Origin of the sequence: Streptomyces sp. NPDC057486 (assembly GCF_042802415.1) — a bacterium.
Lineage (GTDB): Bacteria > Actinomycetota > Actinomycetes > Streptomycetales > Streptomycetaceae > Streptomyces > Streptomyces yanii.
The window spans coordinates 15,833-42,692 of record NZ_JBHVEE010000083.1; the positions used below are offsets into that span (position 1 = coordinate 15,833).

The 26,860-nt window shown below is 70.2% G+C and carries 20 protein-coding genes; 7 read left to right on the forward strand and 13 right to left on the reverse strand.

Annotated features, from left to right (window positions below; genetic code table 11):
* Nucleotide 1: 1 nt before the first annotated feature.
* From ACFU6I_RS31160 to ACFU6I_RS31185, 6 genes are all read right to left on the reverse strand, one after another.
* Nucleotides 2-1,021, reverse strand: coding sequence for an HpcH/HpaI aldolase/citrate lyase family protein (locus ACFU6I_RS31160; protein WP_384372678.1), 1,020 nt, complete (start codon nucleotides 1,019-1,021; stop codon nucleotides 2-4).
* Nucleotides 1,018-3,030, reverse strand: coding sequence for a protein meaA (locus ACFU6I_RS31165; RefSeq protein ID WP_384372680.1), 2,013 nt, complete (start codon nucleotides 3,028-3,030; stop codon nucleotides 1,018-1,020). The genes ACFU6I_RS31160 and ACFU6I_RS31165 overlap by 4 nt, the downstream gene beginning before the upstream one ends.
* A gap of 1 nt (nucleotide 3,031) precedes the next feature.
* Nucleotides 3,032-4,369: a crotonyl-CoA carboxylase/reductase gene (ccrA, locus tag ACFU6I_RS31170; RefSeq protein ID WP_384372682.1), complete on the reverse strand. Its 1,338-nt coding sequence runs from the start codon at nucleotides 4,367-4,369 to the stop codon at nucleotides 3,032-3,034.
* Between the two features lie 391 nt (nucleotides 4,370-4,760).
* Entirely contained in the window at nucleotides 4,761-5,558 is a 798-nt protein-coding gene (locus ACFU6I_RS31175; RefSeq protein ID WP_384372684.1) for a GNAT family N-acetyltransferase, read from the reverse strand.
* Between the two features lie 126 nt (nucleotides 5,559-5,684).
* Nucleotides 5,685-6,500, reverse strand: a complete 816-nt coding sequence (locus tag ACFU6I_RS31180) for a TetR family transcriptional regulator (protein ID WP_384372686.1) — start codon at nucleotides 6,498-6,500, stop codon at nucleotides 5,685-5,687.
* Between the two features lie 202 nt (nucleotides 6,501-6,702).
* Nucleotides 6,703-8,484: a 3-hydroxyacyl-CoA dehydrogenase family protein gene (locus ACFU6I_RS31185; RefSeq protein WP_384372688.1), complete on the reverse strand. Its 1,782-nt coding sequence runs from the start codon at nucleotides 8,482-8,484 to the stop codon at nucleotides 6,703-6,705.
* A 358-nt stretch (nucleotides 8,485-8,842) separates the two neighbouring features.
* Here ACFU6I_RS31185 and ACFU6I_RS31190 point away from each other — a divergent pair, with 358 nt between their 5' ends.
* Entirely contained in the window at nucleotides 8,843-9,415 is a 573-nt protein-coding gene (locus ACFU6I_RS31190) for an adenylosuccinate lyase (protein ID WP_384372690.1), read from the forward strand.
* Here ACFU6I_RS31190 and ACFU6I_RS31195 read toward each other — a convergent pair.
* The 3 genes from ACFU6I_RS31195 to ACFU6I_RS31205 all read right to left on the reverse strand — a co-directional run bounded on the left by ACFU6I_RS31195 (nucleotide 9,358) and on the right by ACFU6I_RS31205 (nucleotide 12,744).
* Nucleotides 9,358-9,900, reverse strand: a complete 543-nt coding sequence (locus ACFU6I_RS31195; RefSeq protein ID WP_384372692.1) for a GNAT family N-acetyltransferase — start codon at nucleotides 9,898-9,900, stop codon at nucleotides 9,358-9,360. The genes ACFU6I_RS31190 and ACFU6I_RS31195 overlap by 58 nt on opposite strands.
* A gap of 67 nt (nucleotides 9,901-9,967) precedes the next feature.
* Nucleotides 9,968-11,566, reverse strand: coding sequence for an alpha/beta hydrolase (locus ACFU6I_RS31200; protein ID WP_384372694.1), 1,599 nt, complete (start codon nucleotides 11,564-11,566; stop codon nucleotides 9,968-9,970).
* A gap of 128 nt (nucleotides 11,567-11,694) precedes the next feature.
* Nucleotides 11,695-12,744 (reverse strand): Rv2578c family radical SAM protein, encoded by a 1,050-nt coding sequence (locus ACFU6I_RS31205; protein ID WP_384372696.1) that lies wholly within the window; start codon nucleotides 12,742-12,744, stop codon nucleotides 11,695-11,697.
* A 149-nt stretch (nucleotides 12,745-12,893) separates the two neighbouring features.
* On the opposite strand from ACFU6I_RS31205, the gene ACFU6I_RS31210 reads away from it, so the two are divergent.
* The 4 genes from ACFU6I_RS31210 (at nucleotide 12,894) to ACFU6I_RS31225 (ending at nucleotide 19,428) form a co-directional block, all read left to right on the forward strand.
* Complete coding sequence (locus ACFU6I_RS31210; protein WP_345511273.1) at nucleotides 12,894-13,337, forward strand: SRPBCC family protein; 444 nt, start codon at nucleotides 12,894-12,896, stop codon at nucleotides 13,335-13,337.
* 187 nt (nucleotides 13,338-13,524) lie between these two features.
* Nucleotides 13,525-15,993 carry an MFS transporter gene (locus ACFU6I_RS31215; protein ID WP_384372698.1) on the forward strand — a complete coding sequence of 823 codons (2,469 nt, stop codon included), beginning with the start codon at nucleotides 13,525-13,527 and terminating at the stop codon, nucleotides 15,991-15,993.
* Between the two features lie 150 nt (nucleotides 15,994-16,143).
* On the forward strand, nucleotides 16,144-18,594 hold the full coding sequence (locus tag ACFU6I_RS31220; protein ID WP_384372700.1) for a SpoIIE family protein phosphatase: 2,451 nt from the start codon (nucleotides 16,144-16,146) through the stop codon (nucleotides 18,592-18,594).
* Between the two features lie 111 nt (nucleotides 18,595-18,705).
* Complete coding sequence (locus tag ACFU6I_RS31225; RefSeq protein WP_384372702.1) at nucleotides 18,706-19,428, forward strand: class I SAM-dependent methyltransferase; 723 nt, start codon at nucleotides 18,706-18,708, stop codon at nucleotides 19,426-19,428.
* Nucleotides 19,429-19,467: 39 nt separating this feature from the next.
* On the opposite strand, the gene ACFU6I_RS31230 is transcribed toward ACFU6I_RS31225, so the two are convergent.
* From ACFU6I_RS31230 to ACFU6I_RS31240, 3 genes are all read right to left on the reverse strand, one after another.
* A complete protein-coding gene (locus ACFU6I_RS31230; protein ID WP_384372713.1) occupies nucleotides 19,468-20,583 on the reverse strand; it encodes an acyltransferase in 1,116 nt (371 codons plus the stop codon).
* Between the two features lie 44 nt (nucleotides 20,584-20,627).
* Nucleotides 20,628-22,808: a bifunctional polysaccharide deacetylase/glycosyltransferase family 2 protein gene (locus ACFU6I_RS31235; protein WP_384372704.1), complete on the reverse strand. Its 2,181-nt coding sequence runs from the start codon at nucleotides 22,806-22,808 to the stop codon at nucleotides 20,628-20,630.
* 167 nt (nucleotides 22,809-22,975) lie between these two features.
* Entirely contained in the window at nucleotides 22,976-23,416 is a 441-nt protein-coding gene (locus ACFU6I_RS31240) for a hypothetical protein (RefSeq protein WP_384372706.1), read from the reverse strand.
* A 311-nt stretch (nucleotides 23,417-23,727) separates the two neighbouring features.
* Between ACFU6I_RS31240 and ACFU6I_RS31245 the strand changes: the two genes are divergently transcribed.
* Nucleotides 23,728-24,771, forward strand: coding sequence for a chitinase (locus ACFU6I_RS31245; RefSeq protein ID WP_384372707.1), 1,044 nt, complete (start codon nucleotides 23,728-23,730; stop codon nucleotides 24,769-24,771).
* A gap of 6 nt (nucleotides 24,772-24,777) precedes the next feature.
* Here ACFU6I_RS31245 and ACFU6I_RS31250 read toward each other — a convergent pair whose 3' ends face one another.
* Nucleotides 24,778-25,695, reverse strand: a complete 918-nt coding sequence (locus ACFU6I_RS31250) for a LysR family transcriptional regulator (protein WP_384372709.1) — start codon at nucleotides 25,693-25,695, stop codon at nucleotides 24,778-24,780.
* Nucleotides 25,696-25,819: 124 nt separating this feature from the next.
* Between ACFU6I_RS31250 and ACFU6I_RS31255 the strand changes: the two genes are divergently transcribed.
* Nucleotides 25,820-26,812 carry an aldo/keto reductase gene (locus ACFU6I_RS31255; protein ID WP_384372711.1) on the forward strand — a complete coding sequence of 331 codons (993 nt, stop codon included), beginning with the start codon at nucleotides 25,820-25,822 and terminating at the stop codon, nucleotides 26,810-26,812.
* The last annotated feature ends 48 nt before the right edge of the window (nucleotides 26,813-26,860 follow it).

Here is a 26,860-nt window from a genome sequence, read left to right on the forward strand (position 1 = left end):
ATCAGGCCTCCGGCGCTTCGAACTTGGAGGTGCGCTGCATACCGGCCGCGCGGCCCTTGCCCGCGATGACGAGCGCCATCTTCCGGCTGGCCTCGTCGATCATCTCGTCGCCGAGCATCGCCGAACCCTTCTTGCCGCCCTCTTCCGAGGTGCACCACTCGTATGCGTCGAGGATCAGCTCGGCGTGGTCGTAGTCCTCCTGCGAGGGCGAGAACACCTCGTTGGCCGCGTCGACCTGACCGGGGTGCAGCACCCACTTGCCGTCGAAGCCCAGCGCCGCTGCACGGCCTGCGACCTCGCGGTACGCGTCCACGTCACGGATCTGCAGGAAGGGGCCGTCGATCGCCTGGAGGTCGTGCGTACGGGCCGCCATCAGAATGCGCATCAGGATGTAGTGGTACGCGTCCGCGCCGTAGCCGGGCGGCTGCTGACCGACGACCAGGGTCTTCATGTTGATCGACGCCATGAAGTCGGCCGGGCCGAAGATCAGCGTCTCCAGGCGCGGCGAGGCGGCGGCGATGTCGTCGATGTTCACCAGGCCCTTGGCGTTCTCGATCTGCGCCTCGATGCCGATCCTCCCGACCTCGAAGCCCATCGTCTTCTCGATCTGGGTCAGCAGGAGGTCGAGCGCGACGACCTGCTGGGCGTCCTGCACCTTCGGCAGCATGATGCAGTCGAGGTTCTGGCCGGCGCCCTCGACGACCGTGATCACATCGCGGTACGTCCAGTGCGTCGTCCAGTCGTTCACGCGGACGACCCGGGTCTTGCCCGTCCAGTCGCCGTTGTTCAGCGCGTCGACGATGTGGTGCCGGGCGCCCTCCTTGGCGAGCGGGGCGCAGGCGTCCTCGAGGTCCAGGAAGACCTGGTCGGCCGGGAGGCCCTGGGCCTTCTCCAGGAACCTCGGGTTCGAGCCCGGCACGGCCAGGCAGGAGCGACGCGGACGCAGACGGTTCGAGAGGTGCGCGGCGGAGCCGCTCCCCGGAAGGGTGGTGGCGGGAGACGGGTGGATGGGCTGGGTCATGCGGGGACCTCCAGGGGGTCGAGCTTGTTCGCTTTCCGGATCTCGTCGACGATACGGCCGATGATCTCCGTGATACCGAAGTCCTTCGGGGTGAAAACGGCGGCGACACCAGCCTCGATCAGCACGGCGGCGTCGGCGGGCGGAATGATCCCGCCCGCGATCACCGGGATGTCGTTCGCGCCGGCCTCGCGCAGCCGGTTCAGTACGTCCGGCACGAGCGCGGCGTGCGAGCCGGACAGGATCGACAGACCGACGCAGTGCACGTCCTCGGCGAGCGCCGCCGAGACGATCTGTTCCGGGGTCAGCCTGATCCCCTGGTAGACGACCTCGAACCCGGCGTCACGGGCCCGTACGGCGATCTGCTCGGCGCCGTTGGAGTGACCGTCCAGGCCCGGCTTGCCGACCAGCAGCCGCAGCCGTGCGGCGCCGAGGTCCTCGGCGGTGCGGGCGACCTTCTCCCGTACGAGAGCGAGCGGCGTGCCGGCCTCCGCGGTGACGGCGACCGGGGCGGACGAGACGCCCGTCGGGGCACGGAACTCGCCGAACACGTCGCGCAGCGCCCAGGACCACTCGCCGGTGGTGACACCCGCGCGGGCGCATTCCACGGTGGCTTCCATCATGTTCTCGGTGCCGGCCGCGGCCTTCTTCAGTGCCGCGAGGGCCTCGGAGGCGCGCGCCTCGTCACGGTTGTCGCGCCACTCGTGGAGCGCCGAGACCACCCTTGCCTCATTGGCGGGGTCGACCGTCATGATCGCGCCGTCGAGGTCCGCCGTGAGGGGGTTCGGCTCGGTCGTCTCGTAGATGTTGACGCCGACGATCTTCTCCTCGCCGCCCTCGATCCGGGCCCGCCGTTGCGCGTGCGAGGAGACCAGCTCCGATTTCAGATAGCCGGACTCGACGGCCGCCATGGCGCCGCCCATCTGCTGGATCCGGTCGATCTCCGCGAGGGACTCGGTGACCAGGGAGTCGACCTTGGCCTCGATCACATGCGACCCGGCGAAGATGTCCTCGTACTCCAGCAGATCGCTCTCGTGCGCGAGGACCTGCTGGATGCGCAGCGACCACTGCTGGTCCCAGGGCCGGGGGAGCCCCAGCGCCTCGTTCCAGGCGGGCAACTGCACGGCCCGGGCGCGGGCGTCCTTGGAGAGGGTCACGGCCAGCATCTCCAGGACGATGCGCTGGACGTTGTTCTCCGGCTGTGCCTCGGTCAGTCCGAGGGAGTTGACCTGGACGCCGTAGCGGAAGCGGCGCTGCTTGGCGTCGGTGATGCCGTACCGCTCGCGGGTGACCTGGTCCCAGATGCGGCCGAAGGCGCGCATCTTGCACATCTCCTCGATGAAGCGGACGCCGGCGTTCACGAAGAAGGAGATGCGGGCGACCACATCGCCGAACTTCTCCTCCGGCACCTGGCCCGAGTCGCGCACGGCGTCCAGGACCGCAATGGCCGTCGACATGGCGTACGCGATCTCCTGGACCGGAGTGGCCCCCGCCTCCTGCAGGTGGTAGCTGCAGATGTTGATCGGGTTCCACTTCGGGATGCGGTTGACCGTGTACGTGATCATGTCCGTGGTCAGCCGCAGCGAGGGACCGGGCGGGAAGACATGCGTCCCGCGCGAGAGGTACTCCTTGACGATGTCGTTCTGCGTGGTGCCCTGGAGCTTCGTGGCGTCGGCGCCCTGCTCCTCGGCGACCACCTGATAGAGCGCCAGCAGCCACATCGCGGTGGCGTTGATCGTCATCGAGGTGTTCATCTGTTCCAGTGGGATGTCCTGGAACAGCCGCCGCATGTCACCGAGGTGCGAGACCGGTACGCCCACCCGGCCGACCTCGCCGCGGGCGAGGATGTGGTCGGGGTCGTAACCCGTCTGGGTCGGCAGGTCGAAGGCGACCGAGAGACCTGTCTGGCCCTTGGCGAGGTTGCGCCGGTAGAGCTCGTTGGACGCCTCGGCGGTCGAGTGACCGGCGTACGTCCGCATGAGCCACGGGCGGTCCTTCCGGCGGCCCGTCATGTCAGACATTCCTGAAGCGGTTGATGGCGTCGATGTGCCGCTCGCGCAGCTCCTCGTTGCGCACACCCATACCCTCGCGAGGGGCGAGCGCGAGGACGCCGACCTTGCCCTGGTGCAGGTTGCGGTGCACGTCGTACGCGGCCTGGCCGGTCTCGTCCAGGGAGTAGACCTTCGACAGCGTCGGGTGGATCTTGCCCTTGGCGACCAGCCGGTTGGCCTCCCACGCCTCGCGGTAGTTGGCGAAGTGCGAGCCCACGATCTTCTTCAGCGACATCCACAGGTAGCGGTTGTCGTACTCGTGGTTGTAGCCCGAGGTCGAGGCGCAGGTGACGATCGTGCCGCCCTTGCGGGTCACGTACACCGAGGCGCCGAACGTCTCGCGGCCCGGGTGTTCGAAGACGATGTCGACGTCCTCGCCGTCGGTCAGCTCACGGATGCGCTTGCCGAACCGCTTCCACTCGCGAGGGTCCTGGTTGTGCTCGTCCTTCCAGAACCTGTAGCCCTCGGCGTTGCGGTCGATGATCGCCTCTGCGCCCATCTTCCGGCAGATGTCCGCCTTCTGCTCGCTGGAGACGACACAGATCGGGTTGGCGCCACCGGCGAGTGCGAACTGCGTGGCGTATGAACCGAGTCCGCCGCTGGCGCCCCAGATCAGCACGTTGTCGCCCTGCTTCATGCCGGCGCCGTTGCGCGAGACGAGCTGGCGGTACGCGGTGGAGTTGACCAGGCCCGGAGCCGCGGCCTCCTCCCAGCTGAGGTGCTGCGGCTTCGGCATCAGCTGGTTGGACTTGACGAGCGCGATCTCGGCGAGGCCGCCGAAGTTGGTCTCGAAGCCCCAGATCCGCTGCTCGGGGTCGAGCATCGTGTCGTTGTGGCCGTCGGAGGACTCCAGTTCGACCGAGAGGCAGTGCGCGACGACCTCGTCGCCCGGGTGCCAGGCGTTGACGCCGGGGCCGGTGCGCAGGACGACGCCCGCCAGGTCGGAGCCGATGACGTGGTACGGCAGGTCGTGGCGCTTGGTGAGCTCGCTGAGCTTTCCGTAGCGCTCCAGGAACCCGAAGGTGGAGAGCGGCTCGAAGATCGAGGTCCAGACGGAGTTGTAGTTCACCGAGCTGGCCATGACGGCGACCAGCGCCTCACCGGGCCCGAGCTCCGGAACCGGCACCTCGTCGAGGTGCAGCGACTTGCGGGGGTCCTTGTCGCGCGTGGCGAGCCCGGCGAACATCTCCGTCTCGTCCTTGTGCACGGTCACCGCGCGGTACGACTCAGGGATGGACAGGGCCGCGAAATCTGCGGCGGTGCTGTCCTGCGATTGGATCGCGTCCAGGATTTCCTTCACGGTGTGCCTCCGGAATGGGGTCTCCCCTGCTCGAGCGGAGCCGAGAGCTCGGGGAGGGCGTCGAGGGACGCTTGAGAGTCCCTGCCAACGGGGGGTGCGGTGCGGTGTGGAGGTGCTGCCGTCGGTTCGGCTGTAAAGCTTCGGCTTGCTCTGGTGGAGCAGAAGGGTTTGCCTGTGACGCAGGCGCCCGGGCGCGCAGGCACATGGCTTGCGGGGACAGCCGGCGTACGTGAGATCTCTGTACGCCGGCCGCCCGGACAACTTCAACGTATGGCACTCCGTGACACCTGGCAAGGCACTCGGTGCCAACAAATTCTCTCAGTTGTCATCCGCTGGGCACGCATGAGCAAAAACGGGGACGTTTCGCACCGCTCTGTCCCGCTGGGTCCGGTCAGGCCGGGCGCCGGTACACATACGGCGTGGTGGTGGTCAGGACCCGGAAGCCGAGCCGCTGGAGGATCGGCCTGCTCAGGTCGGTCGCGTCGACCTGCAGATACCGGAAGCCACGCTCGGCGGCGATCCGGGCACGGTACGCGACCAGCGCCCGGTAGATACCCCTCCCGCGCCACGGCTGCACGGTCCCGCCGCCCCAGAGCCCCGCAAAGCCGGTGCCCGGGTACAGCTCCATCCGGGCCGAGCTCACCGGCTCGTCGCCCGCCATGGCCAGCACGCCGACGAAGCTGTCGGGGGCCGCGGCCAGCCGCGCCAGCACCTGGTGCCGCAGCCCCGACCCGTCGGAGCCGAACGCCCCCTCGTGGGCCGCGGCCATCAGCTCCACGCCGGCCGCATCCGTCACCGTGCGCAGTGTGACCCCCTCGGGGAGCTCCACGGCCGTCGGGAGGTCCGCGACAGGGGCGACCAGAAGAGTCTCCGGCGGCTCCGCGACGAAGCCGGCGCGCACCAGCCGCTGCCCCAGGTCGGCCGGCCGGTCGTGCGCGTACAGCTTCCATTCGAATGCGTCGTGGCCGAGCGCGGTGAAGTGCTCCACCTGCTCGGCGATCGCCGCATCCGCCCGTACGGCGTCCAGACCGGGGGACGACCAGACGACACCGTTCCAGTCGTCGGCCGCCCCGGCCTGCCGTACGACATCGGCGGTGCGCTCGACGCGGACGCCGGGCCCGTCGGGGCGGGCGTGCTCGCGCAACTCGCGGTCGAAGAGAGTCAGCAGGATGTCGCGATCAGGAGTCATCCGCCCACCGGAACACGGCGGTACGGGCGCGGCAACCGAGTTTCTCCGCCCGGACGCGCGAACGCCGGAGGGCTCGACTGCGAGCCCGTCCGGCGACGGTGGAGCGGCCGGCCGACAGGCCCCCGCTCAGCGGTCCTTGAGCGCCTGTTGGATCGTGCGCATCACTTCGTCGAGCGGTGCGTCCGTCCGCGCCACCGCGACGAGCACCTCGCCCTCGGTGCTCACCGAAGCGGCGGGCGCCGGCGTCGGTTCGGTCCCGGCGATGCGCCCGGCCCCGATGCCCGTCCCGAACGTGTCCCGGACGATCGCGAAGGCGTGGTCGAGCTGGGCCTCCACATCGCCCTGGCCGCCCGCCCTCAGCCAGCGGCGCAGCACATGGTTGTGCGCGGTGACGACGGCCGACGCCGCGACCTCCGCCAACAGCGGGTCGTCGTTGCCGACATGGTGGTCGCGCTCGTCGAAGTGGCCCAGCAGATAGCGCGTGAACAGCCGCTCGTAACGGGCCACCGAGGCGATCTCGGCCTCCCGCAGCGTGGGGACCTCACGGGTCAGCTTGTAGCGGGCCACCGAGACGGCGGGCTTGGCCGCGTACATCTTCATGACTTCTTTGATGCCGCGGCAGACGGTGTCGAGCGGGTGCTCGTGCGCGGGGGCGGCATTGAGGACGGCCTCGGCCCGGACGAGGGTGTCGTCGTGGTCGGGGAAGATCGCTTCTTCCTTGGAGCGGAAGTGCCGGAAAAAGGTCCGCCGGGCGACTCCCGCGGCGCCCGCGATCTCGTCGACCGTCGTGGCCTCGTACCCCTTCGTGGCGAAGAGCTCCATTGCCGCGGCGGCCAGTTCGCGTCGCATTTTGAGCCGCTGGGCGGCGGCGCGCGTTCCTACGGCACTCTCCGGGACGTCGGGCGCGGCGGAGACACGGGGGGACCTGGCGGACTGGGACATGGTGTGAACGTACTGCATCAGCGCAGGAGAGCGCGCCTGCGGGGGCGGACAGCCCGGCCGTGGGTCCCGCGTCGCGGGCTGTGCGGGCGGATCGAGCAGCCCTCCCCATCCGGCTCCCGGCCCGGGAGCCGCCGGTGGTGCCCCGGCCGGGCGTGAACGCCCGGCCGGGGCACCGGTCCGCCGTTCGGACACCCGCCGGTCCTCAGCGCCGGGCATATTCGCGGAAGCCGCGCCCCGTCTTGCGGCCCAGGCAGCCGGCGGCCACCAGGTGTTCCAGCAGCGGCGCCGGTGCCAGGCCCGGGTCGCGGAACTCGCCGTGCAGCACCTTCTCGATGGCGAGCGAGACATCGAGCCCGACGACGTCCAGGAGCTCGAACGGTCCCATCGGGTAGCCGCCGCCCAACTTCATCGCGGCGTCGATGTCGTCGAGGGTCGCGTAGTGCTCCTCGACCATCTTGATCGCGTTGTTGAGGTACGGGAACAGCAGCGCGTTCACGATGAACCCGGCCCGGTCCCCGCAGTCCACCGGGTGCTTGCGGATCTTGCGGCACACCTCACGGACGGTTGCGTGGACGTCGTCCGCGGTCAGCACCGTACGGACCACCTCGACGAGCTTCATCGCGGGCGCCGGGTTGAAGAAGTGCATCCCGATGACGTCCTGCGGACGCGAGGTCGCCCGCGCGCACGCCACGACCGGCAGCGACGAGGTGGTGGTGGCGAGCACCGCGCCCGGCTTGCAGATCTTGTCCAGCGTGCCGAACAGCTGCTGCTTGACCGCGAGATCCTCGGCGACCGCCTCGACCGCGAGGTCGACGTCGGCGAACGAGTCCAGCGAACCGGCAGCGGTGATCCGGCCCAGGGTCTCGTCCCGCGCCTGGGCCGTCAGCCGCCCCTTGGTGACCGAACGCTCCAGCGACTTGGCGATCCTCCGCTTCGCGGTGTCCGCCTTCTCCTGGCTGCGCGCGGCGAGCACCACGTCGTAGCCGGCCTTCGCGAAGACCTCCGCCATGCCCGAGGCCATCGTCCCGGAGCCCGCGACGCCCACCGAGCGGACCGTGCGCCCGGCCTCTGCTCCGGCGCCCTCCAGCGGCGTCTGCGCGTCCGGCACCATGGTCTGGCTGCCCGGCGCCACGTACGTGTAGAAGCCACGGCCCGCCTTGCGGCCGGTCAGACCGGCCTCACTGAGCTGCTTGAGGATCGGAGCGGGGGCGTGCAGCCGGTCGTGCGACGCGGAGTACATCGCCTCCAGGACGGTACGGGCGGTGTCGACGCCGATCAGGTCGAGCAGTGCGAGGGGGCCCATCGGCAGGCCGCAGCCCAGCCTCATGGCCGCGTCGATGTCCTCACGGGATGCGTAGTTCGCCTCGTACATCGCGGCGGCCTGGTTGAGGTAGCCGAAGAGGAGCCCGTCGGCGACGAAGCCCGGCCGGTCGCCCACCGCAACCGGTTCCTTGCCGAGCTCGCGGGCGAGCTCCGTGACCGCCTCGACGGCCGGCGGCGCGGTCAGCACCGAGGAGACCACCTCGACCAGCTTCATCGCGGGCGCGGGGTTGAAGAAGTGCAGGCCCAGCACGCGCTCGGGGTGCTGCGACTCGGCCGCGAGCCGGGTCACCGACAGGGCGTTCGTGCCGGTCGCCAGGATCGTGGTGGGGGAGACGATGGCGTCGAGCTCACGGAAGAGCTGCTGCTTGATCTCGTACGACTCGGGAACGACCTCGATGACGAGCTGCGCGTCCGCCACGGCCTGCAGGTCGGAGAAGGTACGGAACCGGGCGAGCACGTCCAGGCGCTCCCCCTCGGTGATCCGCTCCCTCTTCACGGCGCGGGCGGTGGAGGCCTCGAGGGCGGCGACGGCCTGACGGGCGGCCGCGTCGCTGACGTCGATACCGATGACCTCGCGGCCGGCCCGGGCCAGGACCTCGGCGATGCCGATGCCCATGGTGCCGAGGCCGACGACGGCGATGGTGGAGAGAGGGGTGTCCATCACGGGACTCCAGAGAATGAGTGACGACTGAGTGGGCGCACGGCGCGCACGGATCAGCTGGGACCGAAAAGGTCCACCCAGCGCATGGCGTGCGGGAATTGCGTGTCGAGGTGTTCCTGGCCGGAGGTGCGGGAGGCACGCCCGGACGGGAAAGGGGGCGACGGACTCTGTCCCGGAGTCGCGTCTCACAAAGCTGCCGAACCGACAAGCACTCCGAGTGGCTGCGTCACCAGGCCACTGGAGTCGGCGGGGAGTGTGTCCCGCTCACATGAGATTAACCGGCGAGTAACGAGCGCGCCAGCCCCGAGTCGCTGTGCGCCGGCTCACACTCACCGTGGCCGCCGATACCCTCAGGGTCATGGACGAGGAGTTCCGGTCGCTGACCGACCGGCTGGCGGACGAGGCGGGGGAGTCGGCGGCCTACCGCAGGCTGCTCGCCACCGACGACGACGAGGAACTGGCCCGGGTCCTCGTCGAACGGGAGCGCCCGCTCTGGGCGCGTGAGATCGCCGCGTTCCGGCTCGGCTGCGGCGGGGACAGACGGGCTTTCGAAGCACTGGTTCTGCTGCTCAACCACCGCGACCCGGAGCGTTGCGTCTCCGCGGCCCACGCCCTGGTGCGCCTGGGCGACCCCCGCACCCCGCGTGCCGCCGCCGCACTCGCGACGAACACCCTGCGCACCGCGTACGCGGTGCACCCGGTCCGCCTGCTCACCGCCCTGCGGGCCCCCGAGTCCGTCCCGGCGCTGATCAGCACCCTGGAGCGGCTGCTGGGGCCGGACGAGCCGCACTGGCGGGTCGCGCTGGCCTGTGTGGAGGGGCTGGGTCAGCTCGGCGACGCGCAGGCCCGCCCGGTCCTGGAGGCGGCGCTGCCTCACCCGAGGCTCGGCGCCGCCGCCGAGGAGGCGATCAGCCGGCTGCCGACGGGCTGAGGGGGCGTACGTAACGCATCTCGGGCACGAGAACGCCGCCGACCCGCCGGCGCGTTCTCCTTGAGGACCCAGAGCGCCAGATCGGGGAACCCGTCCGCGGTGGAGCGGGCCAGGATCTCCGTCATCAGGGCGCGGCCCACCCCGGTCCCGAGGTGCTCGGGCAGCACGTAGATGGCGTACAGCTCGGCGCGGGCGAGCCGCCTGCCGTCCGCGCGGTACGGGCCGTAACAGGCCCAGCCGATCACGCCCCGGCCCGGCCGCTCGGCCACCACATTGACGACCGTGTTGCGCTCGGCGAAGAAACCGCGGCGCCGCTGCGCGTCCTCGGCGATGTCCATCGCGTCCAGATACGCCTGCGGGACCAACTCGGCGTACGCGGCCTGCCAGCCGCGCACCCGGACCGTGGCGACGGCCTCGCAGTCGTCGACGGTCATGGACCGGACGGACGGGTCGGGGGCGTACGCGGAGGTGGGCCGTGTCGTCATGCGGACCATGGTGGCGTACGCCCCCGAGGGCGTGCGATCGGGTCACGGGGCGCGTGGTCCCCTCCCGTCAGCCGTGGAAGCCGAGAAGCCCGTGCAAGATGTTGCCGCTGCTTTCGGCGCGCTTCGCCGACTTCGCCTTCGCCGCCTCGGCGGTCAGCGGCTTCGGGTCGGGTGACGTCGGGCAGACCGCATCCGCGTCCGCGCGGCTGCCGTCGCCGCGCGGGACGGTGCCCTTGGCGAGATAGTCCGTCAGGTACTTGTCCAGGCATGCGTTGCCGCTCAGCGTGACACCGTGGTTGCCGCCGCCCTGCTCGACGACCAGGCTGGAGCCGCGGAGCCGCCGGTGCAGGGTGACCCCGCCCTCGTACGGTGTGGCCGCGTCCTCCGTGGCCTGGAAGAGCAGCACCGGCGGGAGCGCGTGGTTCGAGACCCGCACCGGGTTCAGCGGTTCCACCGGCCAGGAGGCGCACGGTGCGTTGTACCAGGTGTTGCTCCAGGCGTAGAAGGGTGCTTTGGCGTGCACCTTCCAGCTGTCGTTGCGCCAGGTGTTCCAGCTCAGCGGCCACCGGGAGTCGCGGCACTGCACGGCCAGGTAGACGGAGTAGCCGTTGTCGCCCTTCGCGTCGACGGCACCGAGTTGGTCGTACGCGGCGACGAGCGCGTCCTGGTCCTTGTGGTTCACGTACGCGGCGAACGCGTCGGCCAGGTAGGGCCAGTACCCGTTGTAGTAGCCGCCCGGCAGGAAGGTGTCCTCCAGCTCGCTCGGACCGACCTTCCTGCCCGCGGGCTGTTTCCGCACCGCGTCGCGCATCCGGTACCAGGCCGCCTCGACCCGCGCCGGGTCGTTGCCGAGCCGGTACGTCTTGTCGTGCTTCGCCACCCACGCGGCGAACGCCTTCTGGCGGGCGTCGAACGCGTAGTTCTGACCGATGTTGTCCTCGTACCAGACCCCGTCCGGGTCGACGTTCGAGTCGAGCACCAGCCGGCGCACCCGCTGCGGGAACAGCTTCGCGTACACCGCGCCCAGGTACGTGCCGTACGAGTACCCGAAGTAGTTGATCTTCGGGGCACCGGTGGCCTGCCGGATCACATCGAGGTCCTTGGCGGCGCTGACCGTGTCCATGTACCGCAGCAGATCGGGGTACTTCCTGCCGCACTCCGCCGCGAAGTTGCGCGCCCGGTCGCGGGGGGTGCGCTCGTCGGCGAGGGTCCGCGGCACCGAGTCGGGCCGCGGCGGCTTGAAGTACTTGGGTACGCAGTCCAGCGCCGGGGAACTCTTCCCGACCCCGCGCGGGTCGAACCCGATCACGTCGTACTGCGCGGCGACGTCCTTCGGGAGCGAGGAGGCCACGAACCCGGCCATGGTCAGTCCGCTGCCGCCGGGACCCCCGGGGTTGACGAACAGCGGGCCCTGCGAGGTCTTCGCGGTGTGCGGGATCCGGGACAGGGCGAGAGTGATCCGTCGGCCCGACGGTTCGTCATGATTGAGCGGCGTACTGACCTTTGAGCACTGCAGTTTCGGATACACCTTGGTGCCGCAGCCGGTCCAGCGGAGTTGCGCGGCATGCGGTGCGACGCCGGTGGCGGACGCCGGGGACGGCACGGCGGTCACCAGACCGGCGATCGTCGCGCCGACGGCGATCAGAATTCCTGAACGATTCGTCATATGGCCTCCCGTGGTGGAGGGAATGCGGCTGCGTGTGGCACAGCCCCCGCCGCATGCTCCCCACAATCGGACACGGAAGGACATGATCGGGTGAGAGTTGACCCGTTTGCCGGGGTGGTGACGGATGCTCAGAGAAGGGTCAGCTGGGTGGACCCGGGACCGCCCGGAGGTGACTGCCGGTCGAGCCGTTCCCGCTGGACGGAGATCCGGCGTGCCTCGCCGCGGCGCGCCGGTCCGATGCCGAACTCGGCCGCCAGCTCGTGGACCCGGCGTGTGATCGTGCGCTGGTACCAGGTGGGTGCGTACGCCCCGTCCTCGTACATCTGCTGGTACCGCCGCACCAACTGGGGATGGTGCTGCCCGACCCACTGCATGAACCACTCCCGGGCGCCGGGCCGCAGGTGGAGGACGAGCGGGGTCACCGAGCTCGCCCCGGCGTCGGCGATCGCGCGGACGGTGGCCCGCAGCTGGTCCGGCCGGTCACCTAGGAACGGGATGACGGGTGCCATCAGCACACCGCAGTCGATGCCGTTCTCGCTCAGGGCGCGCACGACGTCCAGCCGGCGCTCGGGGGACGGGGTGCCGGGCTCCACCGTGCGCCACAGTTCCGGATCGACGAAGCCGACCGAGACGGAGATGCCGACCTCGGTGACCTCCGCGGCCTGTTTGAGCAGCTCCAGATCGCGCAGGATCAGCGTGCCCTTGGTCAGGATCGAGAACGGGTTCGCATGATCACGCAGGGCTGTGATGATGCCGGGCATCAGCCGGTAGCGGCCCTCCGCGCGCTGGTAGCAGTCGACATTGGTGCCCATCGCGATGTGCGCGCCGTGCCAGCGGCTGGAGGCGAGCTCGCGGCGCAGGAGCTCCGGGGCGTTGATCTTGACGACGATCTGGGAGTCGAAATCGAGCCCGGTGTCGAGGTCCAGGTAGCTGTGGGTCTTGCGGGCGAAGCAGTAGACGCAGGCGTGCGTGCAGCCCCGGTACGGGTTCACGGTCCATTCGAACGGCATCCGCGACGCGCCCGGTACCCGGTTCACGATCGAGCGGGCCCGGATCTCATGGAAGGTGATCCCTCGGAATTCAGGGGTGTCGAAGGTGCGCGTGGTCACCGCGTCCGCGGCGAAGAGCGTGCCCGTCCCGGCCTCGCGGGTGTTCTCGACCAGATTGTCCCAGCGCATGGACGCCTCCTCGGTAGCACTGGAGAGAGAATAGAACACTTGTTCACTTGATCGTTTTCTCCCCTTCGTCCCGGCCCGGATTTTGAGCCGCGTGCCGGAGGTGATTGGCTCAGCACACCCCCGAACAACCGAGTGCTGGAGGAACAGCCATGGCGCAGGTCGAGGCCACGACAGAGCGGATCATCGCGGCGGACGCGGAGACGGTGTTCGACGCGCTGGCCGACTACCAGGAGGTCCGGGGCAAGGTCCTGCCCGGCCACTTCAGCGAGTACGAGGTCCGCGAGGGCGGTGACGGTGAGGGCACCCTCGTCCACTGGAAGCTTCAGGCCACCAGCAAGCGGGTCCGCGACTGCCTGCTCGACGTGACCGAGCCGACCGACGGGCAGCTCGTCGAGAAGGACCGCAACTCGTCGATGGTCACCACCTGGACCGTCACCCCGGCCGGTGAGGGCCGGTCCAAGGCCGTCGTCTCGACCGTCTGGAACGGCGCGGGCGGCATCGGTGGTTTCTTCGAGAAGACCTTTGCGCCCAAGGGGCTTGGGCGCATCTACGACGAGCTGCTGCAGAACCTCGCGACCGAGGTCGAGAAGTAGCCTCGTCCAGCGCTGACCGGCCTCACCGGTTCGGGTGGTTTTCTCGGCCGGTCGGTTGTGCGCCGTAGTGGCTCCCACCGGGGGATAAGCCCCCCGAGTGCGCCGTCGGTGCCCCCCGTCGCGTTTGCCCTCCCTTGTCGCGCAATGCGAGAAATGGGCGGCGCAGATGCGACGAGGGGAGCGGCACGTGGCGGGTGGAATCACTCTGGTGAAGGACGAGCCGGACGGTGCGGAGGGCGAGGTCGGGGCGGCGACCGCGGATCCGCACGGTGTGCAGACCGCCGCCCTGTCCGGTGCCGTGACTCCGCCCTCACCCCCACCGGGTCCCGACGCCGCGGAGATCAGCCCCCGCCGGATCCGGCTGGTCTTCCTCGGGTTGATGCTCACCCTGCTGCTCGCGGCGCTCGACCAGATGATCGTCGCCACCGCCCTGCCGAAGATCGTCGGTGAGCTGCACGGCCTGGAGAAGATGTCCTGGGCCGTCACCGCCTATCTCCTCGCCTCCACCATCGGGCTGCCGATCTACGGCAAGCTCGGCGATCTCTTCGGCCGCAAGAGCGTCTTCCAGTTCGCCATCGTCGTCTTCGTCGTCGGCTCCGCGCTGGCCGGCTGGTCCCGGACCATGGACGAGCTGATCGCCTTCCGTGCCGTCCAGGGCATCGGCGGCGGCGGTCTCATGATCGGAGTCCAGGCGATCATCGCGGACGTCGTACCGCCCCGCGAGCGCGGCCGTTTCATGGGGTTGATCGGCGCCGCCTTCGGTCTCGCGTCCGTCGCCGGACCGCTGCTCGGCGGCTTCTTCACCGACCACGCGTCCTGGCGCTGGTGCTTCTACATCAACGTCCCGTTCGGACTGGTCACGCTGGCCGTCATCACCGTCGTACTGAAACTCCCCAAACCCGCCGTCCGGCCCCGGCTCGATGTGCTCGGCGCACTGCTGCTGGCCGCCGCCTCCACCTGCCTGGTGCTGCTGACCAGTTGGGGCGGTACGGAGTACGCCTGGGGCTCGCGCACCATCATCGGGCTGGCCGCCGGGGCCGCCGGAACGGCTCTGCTCTTCCTGGTCGTCGAGCGCCGCGCGCCCGAACCCGTGATCCCGCTGAGGCTGTTCCGCGACTCGATCTTCAACGTGACCGCGCTCGTCGGCGCGGTCGTCGGCGTCGCCCTGTTCGGCGCCGCCAGCTATCTGCCGACGTTCCTACAGATGGTCGACGGCGCCACCGCCACCGAATCCGGGCTGCTGATGCTCCCGATGATGGGCGGCATCGTCGGCGCGTCCGTCGTCTCCGGCCAGCTGATCTCCCGTACCGGCCGCTACCGCGTCTACCCGATCCTCGGCAGTGCGATCTCGGTCGTCGGCATGTGGCTTCTCTCCCGTCTCGAAACCGACACCCCACGCGTCGAATACAGCATCGCGCAGGCCGTCCTCGGCATCGGGATCGGCCTGATCATGCCGGTGCTCGTCCTTGCCGTGCAGAACTCCGTACCACCCGCCGACCTCGGCGCCGCCACCAGTGCGAACAACTACTTCCGGCAGATCGGCGGCAGCGTCGGCGCCGCCGTCTTCGGGACGCTCTTCGCGGGCCGTCTCGCCGACGCCCTCGCGGTCCGCCTCCCGTCCGGCGCCGACCTCCCCGACCCCGAGTCGATCACCCCGCAGCTGGTCCACGCCATGGAGCCGGCCCTGCGCGACAGCTACATCCAGGCGTACGCCGACGCGATGCCGCGGATCTTCCTCTACCTCGTGCCGGTGCTCGCACTCGGCCTCGTCATCGCCTTCTTCCTCAAGGAGAAACCGCTGGTGTCCCACCACAGCCCGGAATCCGCAGCCGCCGAGTCCGCCACCCCCATCCCCGCCGCCCGCACCACCCAGACACCTCCACCACCCGTCTACCTGTCGGGCGTCCCGGTGTGCGGTTGCGTGCAGCACCCGGACGGTACGAAGGTCCCCCGCGCAGCCCTCACCCTGATCGACATCCAGGGGAAGCAGGTCGGCCGCGGCGCGAGCGGCGACGACGGGCGGTACGCGCTGAGCGTGCCCGGCTCGGGTTCGTACGTCCTCATCGCGGCGGCCGGAGGACACCAGCCGCAGGCCGTCAGCGTCACCGTCGGCGAGCGGCCCGTCGAGCTCGACGTGGTGCTCGGCGGTGCGGGCCGGCTGGCCGGGACTGTCGTCACGGCCGACGGGATCCCGGTGCGGGACGCCTCCGTCACACTCACCGATGTACGCGGCGAGGTGGTCGCATCCACCCGCAGCGGCCGTGAAGGCGGCTATGTGATCTCGGAGTTGGTGGCCGGAGAGTACACCCTTGCCGCCAGCGCCCCCGCCTTCCGGCCCGCCGCGCTGCCGGTCAGCGTGCAAGCGGCCAGGGAGACCCGGCAGGACATCGAGCTGGCCGGGGGCGCGGTGCTGCGCGGCGTCGTACGGGCGAGCGGCGGACGGCCCGTCGAGGACGCCCGGGTCACGCTCCTCGACGCGGCGGGCAATGTCGTCGACACCCTGACGACCGGGCCCGACGGGGCGTTCCGCTTCGTGGACCTGTCGACCGGCGAGTACACCGTCATCGCGGCGGGTTACCCGCCGGTGGCCACTGTCCTCCAGGTCGCGGGCGGCGGGCGAACCGAGCGTGACCTGCAACTCGGTCACGAGGACTGACGCCGCGTCCCGGCGCCGCGTGGTGCGCGACGGTGCGCGGGCGCACGACCTCCGGGGGATTCCGCCGATGACCGGCGGGCGCCGGACGCGGGGACGTACCGTGGAGTCGCATACCGCAGAACCTTGCGGTGGGGAAGGAGCCTTCCACCCATGGACCTGGATGTGCCGCCGCACAGGGCACCACAACGGCGTGAAGCAGTCGCGGGGCGGGTTCCGCTCGCCGTGGTGGTCGTCGACATGGAAGGCCTCGTGTCGCACTGGTCGACCGGGGCCCGACGGCTCTTCGGGGTGGCCAGGGAGGACGCCATCGGCTGCCCGGCCGGTGAACTCCTCCCGGTCTCCGGGGCGTTACCGCAGGAGTCTGAGCCCGGGGCGTCCGGTGGTACGTACGGTGACTTCGGCCCGGAGCTCGACGGTTCGCTGAGCGGCACCCTCGCCTACCCGGCAGCGGGGCGGGCCAGGGTCGACCAACCGGACCGCGGCCGGATCGACATCCTGTGGTGGGCCTACCCGCTGGTCGGCCCCGCTGCCGAGCGCCTCCTCGTCCTCGCCGCGGACGCCGTGCCCCTGCACAGCGGTGACGAGGGCGGCGACCCGGACAGCGAGACGATCGCCCCCGGCTTCGCGCCCCGCACCGACTTCCCCGGCTACCGGGACCTGGCCGGCCGCCTCCCCGAGATCCTGCCGAACATGGGCGTCCACGAAGCGACCCGGATCGTCTCCCAGGTACTCGAACTCGGCTATCCGATCCTGGAGTTCAGCCAGCATGCGCGGGTCCCGGTCACCCCCGACTGGGGCGTACCGCGCCGCAGTGCGCGCAGCCGGCCCGATGATCCGGCGACCGCAGCCGACGGGGCTCCGGCACCGCGCGCCGTGCCCCGCCCCGAACTCGACCTGGAGTACGCCGCCGTCCGCGAACGGCTGGAGTTCCTCAACGAGGTGAGCGGTCGCATCGGCACCTCCCTCGATCTGGAACGCACCATCCGCGAGGTCACCAGCGCCGCCGTCCCCCGCTTCACCGACTTCGCGGGTACGCATCTGCGAGCCGCGGTCCTCGCCGGTGAGGGCTTCCCGGAAGGGCCGCCCGACGTCACCACCGTCTGGCACCGGGTATGGGTCGAGCACAACGACGAACCCGGCCGCTGGGACGACACCGTCCCGGTCGGTGAGTCCATCGCCTTCCCGCAGCACACGCCGTTCTTCCAGTGCATGGTCACCGGCGAACCCGTCCTCGTCCCGTACGTCGGCGAGGAGATGAGCAACCGGATCTCGGGCGAGTTCGAGAAGCGCGACCTGCGGCCGCTGATCACCCACCGGTCCCTGCTGATCGTCCCGCTCAAGGCGCGCGACGTGGTGCTCGGCTTCATGGTCCTGATGCGCCGCCCCGACCGAGAGCCCTTCGACGACATGGACCGCACCACCGGCGCCGAACTCGCCGCCCGTGCCGGGCTCGTCCTCGACAACGCCCGCATGTACACGTACCAGGAGAATGTGGCCGACACCCTCCAGGACAGCATGCTGCCCCAGGTCGAGCCCCGCATGGCCGGCTGCGACATCGCCACCCGCTACCTGCCCGGCACCCGGCTCGGCAGGATCGGCGGCGACTGGTTCGACTCGGTGAAGCTGCCCGGCTCCCGAACCGCGCTGGTCGTCGGGGACGTCATGGGACACGGTCTCAACTCGGCCGCGATGATGGGCCAGTTGCGCACCGCCGTGCTGACGATGGCGACCATGGAGATGCCGCCTGCCCAGCTGCTGCGCAACCTCGACGACCTGGCGCAGCGCCTCGGCGAGCAATATCTCGCAACCTGTCTCTACGCCGTCTACGACCCGATCCGCTCCGAGCTCCAGATCGCCAATGCCGGGCACATCCCGCCCGTGCTGGTGCGCGCCGAGGACGGCCGGGCCGAGCTCCTCGACCTGCCGACGGGGGCGCCGATCGGAGTAGGCGGTGTCGCCTTCGAGACCGCGACCATACGGGTACGGCCCGGCGACCGCCTGGTGCTCTGCACCGACGGGCTGGTCGAGGTGCGCGGCCAGGACATCGGCGCCGGACTCGCCATGCTCTGCGCCTCCGCGGCGCACCCCGCCGCCTCGATGGACGACGCCTGCGACACGATCATTCGCGCCCTGAACCCGAAGGGCGGCCGCAAGGACGACGTGGCGCTGCTGATGGCCCGGCTGAACGGCATCCCGGACGACGACGTCGCCGAATGGCAACTCGCCCTGGACGCCAGGGAAGTGGCGCGAGCCCGCAATCTGGTGCGCGGCAAGCTCCTCGACTGGGATCTGCCGGACGCGGTGGAGTCGGCCGTACTGATGGTCAGCGAGCTGGTCACCAACGCCGTGAACCACGGGCGCATCCGCCACATCGGGCTGCGTCTCGTCCGGACCGGCGCCCTGCTCTGCGAGGTCAGCGACGACGAACCGGCCCCCGCCACCCTCCTCAGCGCCTCCGACCACGACGAGTCGGGACGCGGGCTGCTGGTGGTGAGCAACCTCGCCCGGGAGTGGGGCACGAGCACCACGGCACACGGCAAGACCGTGTGGTTCGAGCAGCCACTTGTCCGATTTCCCCGCCCCCGGTCGAACACCCGGTGAAAAGAGGTGCGCCGAACGGCGGATGATGCCCGCTCTCTTGCCCGGACGCTGCCGGGACGGTAGGCCGTTGCCCAGCGAATGGCTGTGGGTGCACCGGACTTGGGAGTACGTATGGACGTGTCACAGGGCTACCGCGAAGCGTGGGAGGGCTACTGGTCGTCGACCTCCGGCGCACCCGGCGAGGCGATCTGGGACTCCGACCCGTCCCTCAACTCGGTACCCCACAGTGAGCTGCTGCTCCCGTACGCCGACACCGCGCTGCCCGTCGTCGACCTCGGGTGCGGCAACGGCACCCAGACCCGCTACCTCGCCACCCGGTTCCCCCGGGCCATCGGCGTGGACCTCTCGCAGGCGGCGATCGGGCACGCACGCCGCGCGGACTCCGTGGGCATCGCCGAGTTCGAGCAGTTCAACCTGGTCGACGGGGACGCGGTACAGGCCCTGCGGGAACGGATCGGCGACACCAATGTCTATATGCGCGCGGTGATCCACCAGAGCGAGCCGGAGGCACGTCCCGCCGTCGCGGCAGCCGTCGCGACGCTCCTGGGGACGCGGGGGCGGGCCTTCGTCGCCGAGCTGACCCCGGCGTCAAAGACGGTGCTGCAGCAGGCGGCCCAGGCGCCGGGCGGTCCGCCCGAGAAACTGCGACGGGTCTTCGAGCACGGGCTCCGGCCGGCGAGCGCCACGGAGGAGGAGGTGCCGGAGCTGTTGCGGGCGGCGGGGCTGACGACGCTCGCGAGCGGCCCCACGATGCTCGCCCAGACCGAGCACCTGCCGGACGGTACCCGCATCGACCTGCCCGCCCGCTGGTTCGTCCTCGCCGCCGACCGGTAGGGCCGGCGGCGGTTACGCACGGTGCGGCGGGGGGCCGTATCAAGGCAGCAGGCGCGGCCCCCGTTTCGCCGCGATGTCCTCGACCCAGCCGAAGAGGGCCACGGCCGCCGCGATCAGCACCCAGGCGACCCCGAACTGGAACCACATGCTGTCCAACGGCAGATCCCTTTCGAAAGCAGGCACGTTCCACATCAGATCGATCAGCGGCACGCTCGTCATCAAAGCGACCTCGTGCCACAGATAGATCGTCACGGCACGGGCGTTGAAGACCTTCACGATCCGGTCGGCGACGCGATGGCGGGCGAGCCCGGCGAAGTCGGGACGGAAGCGGAGCAGCAGCAGGACGAACCCGGCGGACCACAGCGCCTGGGCGAGCGGGATGTCGTCGAGATCGTAGGAACCGTCGACCCGGTGGTGGAAGGCCCACCAGCCGCCCGCCGCCAGCAGCGCCGAGGCCACGGGGACGACGGCGGCGGGGCGCATCCGGTCGAGGACGCCGTCACGGTGGGCGAAGCCGAGCAGCCAGCAGAACAGGAAGACCGACAGATCGCTGAGCGCACTGCCCAGCCGCCCGTCCGGCACGCCGCCCACGGTCTCCAGGACCACGACGGGCACGAGCGACAGCGCGAGCACGGGCAGCGGGGCGGACCGGAAGATGCGCAGCAGTACCGGCGACATCAGCACGAACCACAGATACGTCCGCAGGTACCAGAGCACCGCCCAGGCCTGCTCGCCCCACGCGTTGCCCGGCGGATCGCCGACCGGCAGCACCCAGTAGAGGACATCCGGGCCGGGCAGCCAGCCGTGCAGCAGCATCGCCGTACCGAGGACCAGCGCGAACGCCCAGAGCGGGATCAGCAGTCTGCGCAGCCGCCCGCGGAGGACGTGCGAAGCGGGCCGCTCGAGCGAACGCGCCATGAGCGAGCCGGCGAGGGCGAACATCACGCCCATGGAAGGGAAGACCAGCCCCAGCCAGGGCCACTCGAAGGTGTGGTACGTGATGACACGGACCAGTGCAAAGGCCCGCAGTGCGTCGAACCACCGGTCGCGGCCCGCACTTCGGCCGGGGAGCGGTGCGGGAGAGATCGGGGCGGTTTCCCCGGGCGGGGGCCCGGGTTCCGTACCCTCCGCCGAGTGCTCGGCCGGTCGTTGCATCGGGATCCCGGTCGGCAGTGCGCCCTTGCGGTGTGCGCCCGCCATCAGCGCACCCCCGTGCCGGAGGCCGGTGTGCCGACCTCACCGGTGCGCTTCAGCTTCTGCCAGCGCAGCCGGCCGCCCGTCGCCGCGGTCACGCACGAGTGGATCAGCACCAGATACATCAGCTGCCGGTAGGCGACCTGTTGCAGAGGCAGCATGAGGAGATACCGGAACCGCTCGCGGTCGAGGCGGAAGGCGTAGGCCGCGCAGACCAGTTGGACGAGGAGCACCGCCAGCCAGGCGAGCAGGGACCCCCTGAAGTCCACAAAGATCATCGCGTAGACCGTGAACACGTCGATGAGCGGCGCGAAGACGGGGGTGACGATCTGGAAGAGGACGACCAACGGCATGCCGACCCGGCCGAACCGGCCCGACGGCCCCCGGTCCGTCACCGACTTCCGGTGCTTCCAGAGCGCCTGCATCGTGCCGTAACTCCAGCGGTAGCGCTGCCGCCACAGCTGCCCCAGCGTTGCGGGTGCCTCGGTCCAGGCGCGTGCGTGTTCCGCGTAGACGACCCGCCATCCCGCGCGGTGCAGGGCGATGGTGATGTCGGTGTCCTCGGCGAGCGTGTCCTCGCTCATCCCGCCGACCTCCAGCACGGCTTCGCGGCGGAACGCCCCGATCGCGCCCGGGATGGTCGGCATGCAGCGCAGCAGGTCGTACATCCGGCGGTCGAGGTTGAAGCCCATCACGTACTCGATGTGCTGCCAGGCGCCGATCACGGTGTTGCGGTTGCCGACCTTGGCATTGCCCGCGACCGCACCGACCTCCGGGTCACCGAACGGCTGCACGAGCCGCTGAACGGTGTCCGGTTCGAAGACGGTGTCGCCGTCCATCATGACCACGATGTCGTGACGCGCATGCCGCACACCGTTGTTCAGCGCCGCGGACTTGCCCGCGTTCGCCTGGCGGATCACCCGCACGTTCGGCAGCCCCAGGGACTCGGCGATCTCCGCCGTGCCGTCGGTCGAGCCGTCGTCGACGACCACGATCTCAATGGGATGGGTGCTGGCTGCAAGGGAGTTGATGGTGTTCGCGATGCACTCCTTCTCGTTGTACGCGGGCACGATCACACTGACCGGTTCGGTGATTTCGGGGCCCCAGACGAACCGGCGTCTGTTGCGCTGCCGGTAGTGGCGCCGTGCGAGGACGAGCATCATCGCGAACCTGCCCAGCACGGCGACGCCCACGACCGCCAGCACCACGGCAAGACCGGGCACGGTCCACTCCGCGACGGCGACCGCGCCGAGCAGGGCGCGGCCCTCCCAGAGGGTGGACGTGTCGGCTGTGCGGTGCGCGGCCTGCTCGGGGTTGCCCTGCGGTGAGCCGGCCGTACCGCTCCCCGGGGCCGGCGCGCCGGCCTGTGCGCCCTGCTGCCCTTGTGCCTGCTGCCCCTGTGCCTGTTGCTGGGCGCCGCTGACCGTGGTGAAGGTGTAGCCCTTCGCCTTCATCTTCTTGATGTACTGCGGCAGCGCTTCGAGGGTCTGCTCGCGGTTGCCGCCCGCGTCGTGAAAGAGCACCGAAGCGCCCTTCCCGCTCTTCGGGGTGGCCCATTCGATGATCCTGGATACGCCCGGCTGCTGCCAGTCCTCGCTGTCCGTGTCGATGAAGACGCTGGTGTAGCCCATCGCGCCGAGCTTCTTGTAGACGGGCCAGCTGTAGTTGTCGATCGCGTCGTTCGTCGACGAGTACGGGGCGCGGAAAAGGGTCGTCGTGATGCCCGCGGCGCCCGCCAGAGCGAGCTGTGTCTGCGCGATCTCCCGCTTGACGCGGGCGGCGCTCTGGTACGACAGATCGACGTGGGTGAAGGTGTGGATGCCCACCTCGTTGCCGTCGTCGACCATCCGGCGCACCACGTCCGGATACCGCGAGATCATCGAGCCGACAAGGAAGAACGTGCCGGGCACCTCGTTGTCGTCCAGGATGTCGAGCACCTTCTGGGTCCACTCGGGGTCCGGGCCGTCGTCGAAGGTGAGCACGATCGTCTTGTCCGGCACGGACAGGGTCCGCGCCGTGCCGCCCTCGAAGCTGAGGAAGGGCCCGCCGTCGAGGACGCTGTCCGGCACCTTGCTCGCGCTCGCGTCGGAGCGGACACGCTGGTCGTTTCCGACCTCGGCCCGCAGATAGCCGTCGAGCAGCATCACGGAGACGAGGCCGAGCAGGAGCAGAAGAGCGATGATCACGCGCGGCTTGGGGACGGCCTGGCGGCGGACACGTTCGATCCTGCTCGGCGTGGCATGCCGTCGCTTCGGCGGTACGGGGGAAGGCGCCGCGGTGGGGAGGCTTCCGCGGTCCGGCCGCTGGTCAGGCTGTCGTTCGGAGGTCGGGCCGTGTACCCGGTCCGTCTCCATCAGCCGGTTCCGGTGGTGAGCGACACGGACGCGGCGGAGGCCGGGACGGTGACGGAGGCCGACACGGAGGGTGAAGCCGTGGGGCCTGCGCCGGCCGGTGGACCGCTCGGTGGTGCGCCGGCACCTCCCGGAGGCATGTTTCCGCCGGGTCCGCCCTGGGCGGAGGGCGCGCCACCGAACGGGATCAGTTCCGAGGGCGACATGGAGATGCCGCCCATGAAGGCGAGGCCCAGCACGGCCACGTAACCGACACAGGCGACGCCCAGTGCGATACCGGCGCGCCGGAACAGGCGGGCGCGGCGCCCGGAACTGTCCACGAAGACGGGGCCTTCGTGGGCTTCGGTCCCGATCCCGGCCGCGGCCCGGGACCTCGGCGTACCGGCGTGTTTACGGCGGCCGCCGCGGGGCGGATCTTTCTCGATGGCGGTATCGACATGCATGAGCGCATGCTGACGAACTGCGATGTGCGAAGTCTGAGGCATTCCTTGCCGAATGCTGTGACAACGCGGGAAGTCTGTGAGCGAACTGAGAACACCGCCGCTCACCCGGCACCTTCCGTCGCGCCGACGCGACGTCATGCCCCGTGCGGTGCTTGGTGGATGAGCCGTTTTCGAACGTGCTGCCGTGCGTGCGGAGTGATATGCGCCGCGTTCGGGCGCCTGGCGATGTGTGAGAGGTTTTCGATGCTCCCGCTTTTCATCGTTGCTGTGTCGGGACAATTCTCACGAGAGCAGGTGCAATCTTTATGCGCATGTCACCGAAGCGCTCTCCGGGCGGCGCGGCGCGCCGCGCGAAGCGGGCGACCGCCGCCGTCGCCGGACTCGTCGCGCTCGCGCTCGCCTGCTCGGCCTGTACGACGGGGTCGGCGGCGAACCAGCGCGGTACCTCGTCCCCCCGCCCCGGCGGCCCCGCGGCCTCCACCGTCACCACCGCCTACACCCCGTACGTCAGCGCCACGACCGCGGCCGATACCGACTCCGTCGGCTCCCCCGACACGTACAACCTCGCCTTCGTCGTCGCCGGCGACAACACCTGCACCCCCCTCTGGGGCGGCACCGCCGAGGCCACCAGTGCGTCGGTGACCTCACGCGTCGCCCGGCTGACGTCGACCGGCGCGGACGTCCGGGTCTCGTTCGGCGGGGCCGCGGGGACCGAGCTGGCGCTCGCGTGTGACAGCGCGGAGGAGCTGGCCGACGCCTACGCCAAGGTGCTCGACGCCGTCGGTGCCACCAAGGCCGACTTCGACATCGAGGGCGCCGCACTCACCGATCGGGCGTCGATCACCCTCCGCGACAAGGCGCTCCGCCTCCTGCAGAAGCGGCGGCACCTCGATGTCACGTACACCCTGCCAGTGATGCCGGACGGCCTGGAGTCCACCGGTACGGGCCTCCTGAGCGACGCCGTCGAGCAGAAGGTCGACATCTCCGCGGTGAACATCATGGCCATGAACTACAGCACCTCCCACGACGGTGACATGAGCGACTACGCGCGACAGGCCGCCGAAGCCACCCATGACCAGCTCACCGATGTACTCGGGCTGTCGGACACCGAGGCCTGGCAGTCGCTGCACATCACGGTGATGCTCGGTGTCAACGACGTGGCAGGGGAGACGTTCACCCTCGCCGACGCCGCATCCCTGCGCACCTTCGCCCGTCGGACCGGCGTCGGCGCGCTCTCCATGTGGGCCACCTTCCGCGACCAGGAGTGCACCGACGAGAACACGTCGACGGCGAGTGACACCTGCAGCGGAGTCCAGCAGAAGCCGGGAGCGTTCGCGAGTGCCCTGGGGGGATGACCGCCGTCAGCGCCCGGCGTCACTCGGTATGTCACCGTGTGCGTCACCGCGCACCAAGGCCATCAGCGCCCGGGCTCCCGGGCTCATCGCCCCGGCGGCCGGAAGCACCGCGACGCTCTCGTAGTACGGCTGCTCAGGACCGTCCAGCTCCACCGCGACCAGCCCCAGGGCCTCCGGCTTGCGCGAGAAGTGGTGCGGGACGACCGCGATCCCCAGCCCTTCGTGCACCAGCTCCAGCAGGCTGTGCACGTCGGTCACCTCCAGTCCCACCGTGCGGCGCACCCGCGCCGTGGTGAACGCCTCGTCCGCGGCGCGGCGGGGACCCCAGTCCGGATGGAAGTCGATGAAGGACTCACCCGTCAGCTCGTCCCACACGACGCCGTCCGCCGCCCGTGCGAACCGGTGCCCGGGAGCACACAGGACGACCATGCGCTCCCGGGCCAGCGGGATCAGCTCGCCCCGCCACTCCGCGGCACTGACGGCCGCCGCGAACGCGACATCGAGCCGGCCGCCCGCCACCCCGTTCACCAGACTCGTCGTGCCCTCCTGACGGAGCCGGATCTCCATCTGCGGGTGGGTCCGGTGGAAGGCCGCGAGCAGCTGCGGCACCCGGACACCGGCCACGCACTGTTCGACCCCGACCGTCAGGGTGCCGCGCAGCAGTCCGCGTACCGCATCGACGGCGTCCCGCGCCGCCCGTGCGCCCGCCAGCGTGCGCTCCGCCTCCACCAGCAGGGCGCGACCCGCCTCGGTCAGCCGCACCGTGCGTGTGGTCCGGCTGAACAGCGGCGTCTTCAACTCCTGTTCCAGGGAGCGGATGGAGGCGGACAACCCGGACTGCGACACGGCGACGCGCTCGGCGGCACGGGTGAAGTGCTGTTCCTCGGCGACGGCGATGAAATGTTCGAGCTGGCGCAATTCCATGATTGAGAAATCTAGACGATGAATCCAACCTGAATCTCCTGTTGGACTGCTGGATCATTGTCGGGGAGCCTGAGGACCGCGCGTTTCCCCGCGTCCCCGCCCTCCCCTCCCCGTGGAGCCCTGCATGTACATGCCTTCACCCGATCGCTACCAGGCTATGCCGTACCGGCGCACCGGACGCAGCGGTCTGCGGCTCCCCGCTCTCTCGCTCGGCCTCTGGCACAACTTCGGGAGCGACCGGAGCGCGGAGACCCAGGGACAGATCCTGCGCAGGGCGTTCGACCTCGGCATCACGCACTTCGACCTCGCCAACAACTACGGCCCGCCCCCCGGCGCCGCCGAGACCGCCATGGGACGCGCCTTGAGGACGGACTTCGCCCGGCTCCGGGACGAGATCGTGGTCTCCACCAAGGCGGGCTACCTGATGTGGGACGGGCCCTACGGGGAGTGGGGCTCCCGCAAGTACCTGCTCGGATCGCTCGACCGGAGCCTCACCCGGCTCGGACTCGACTACGTCGACATCTTCTACTCCCACCGGCCCGACCCGGACACGCCGCTCGAAGAGACGATGGGGGCGCTGGACTCGGCGGTACGCCAGGGCAAGGCGCTCTACGTCGGTCTCTCCAACTATTCGCCGGAGCAGACCCGGGAGGCGGCCCGCATCCTCAAGGAGCTCGGCACGCCGCTGCTGATCCACCAGCCGCGCTACTCGATGCTGGACCGCTGGGTCGAGGACGGACTGCTCACGACGCTGGACGACCTGGGCGTCGGTTCCATCGCGTATTCGCCGCTGGAGCAGGGCATTCTCTCCGACCGTTATCTGAAGGGGATCCCGGCGGGCTCCCGTGCGGCGGGCAGCAGTCCCTTCCTGACCCCCGAGTCGGTGACCCCCGAGCTGGTGGCCCGACTGCGCGCGCTCGACCTGGTCGCCTCCGAGCGCGGGCAGACCCTGGCGCAGATGGCGCTGGCCTGGGTGCTGCGGGGCGGGCGTGTGACCTCCGCCGTGGTCGGGGCGAGCAGCGTCGCTCAGCTGGAGAACAGTGTCGAGGCGGTACGCAACCTGGAGTTCGGCGACGAGGAACTCGCCAGGATCGAGAAGCTGTTGAAGACCTCCTGAGGTTCCTCGTCCGGACCCGGCCTCCGTCGTCGGTGCCCCGTCGTGCGG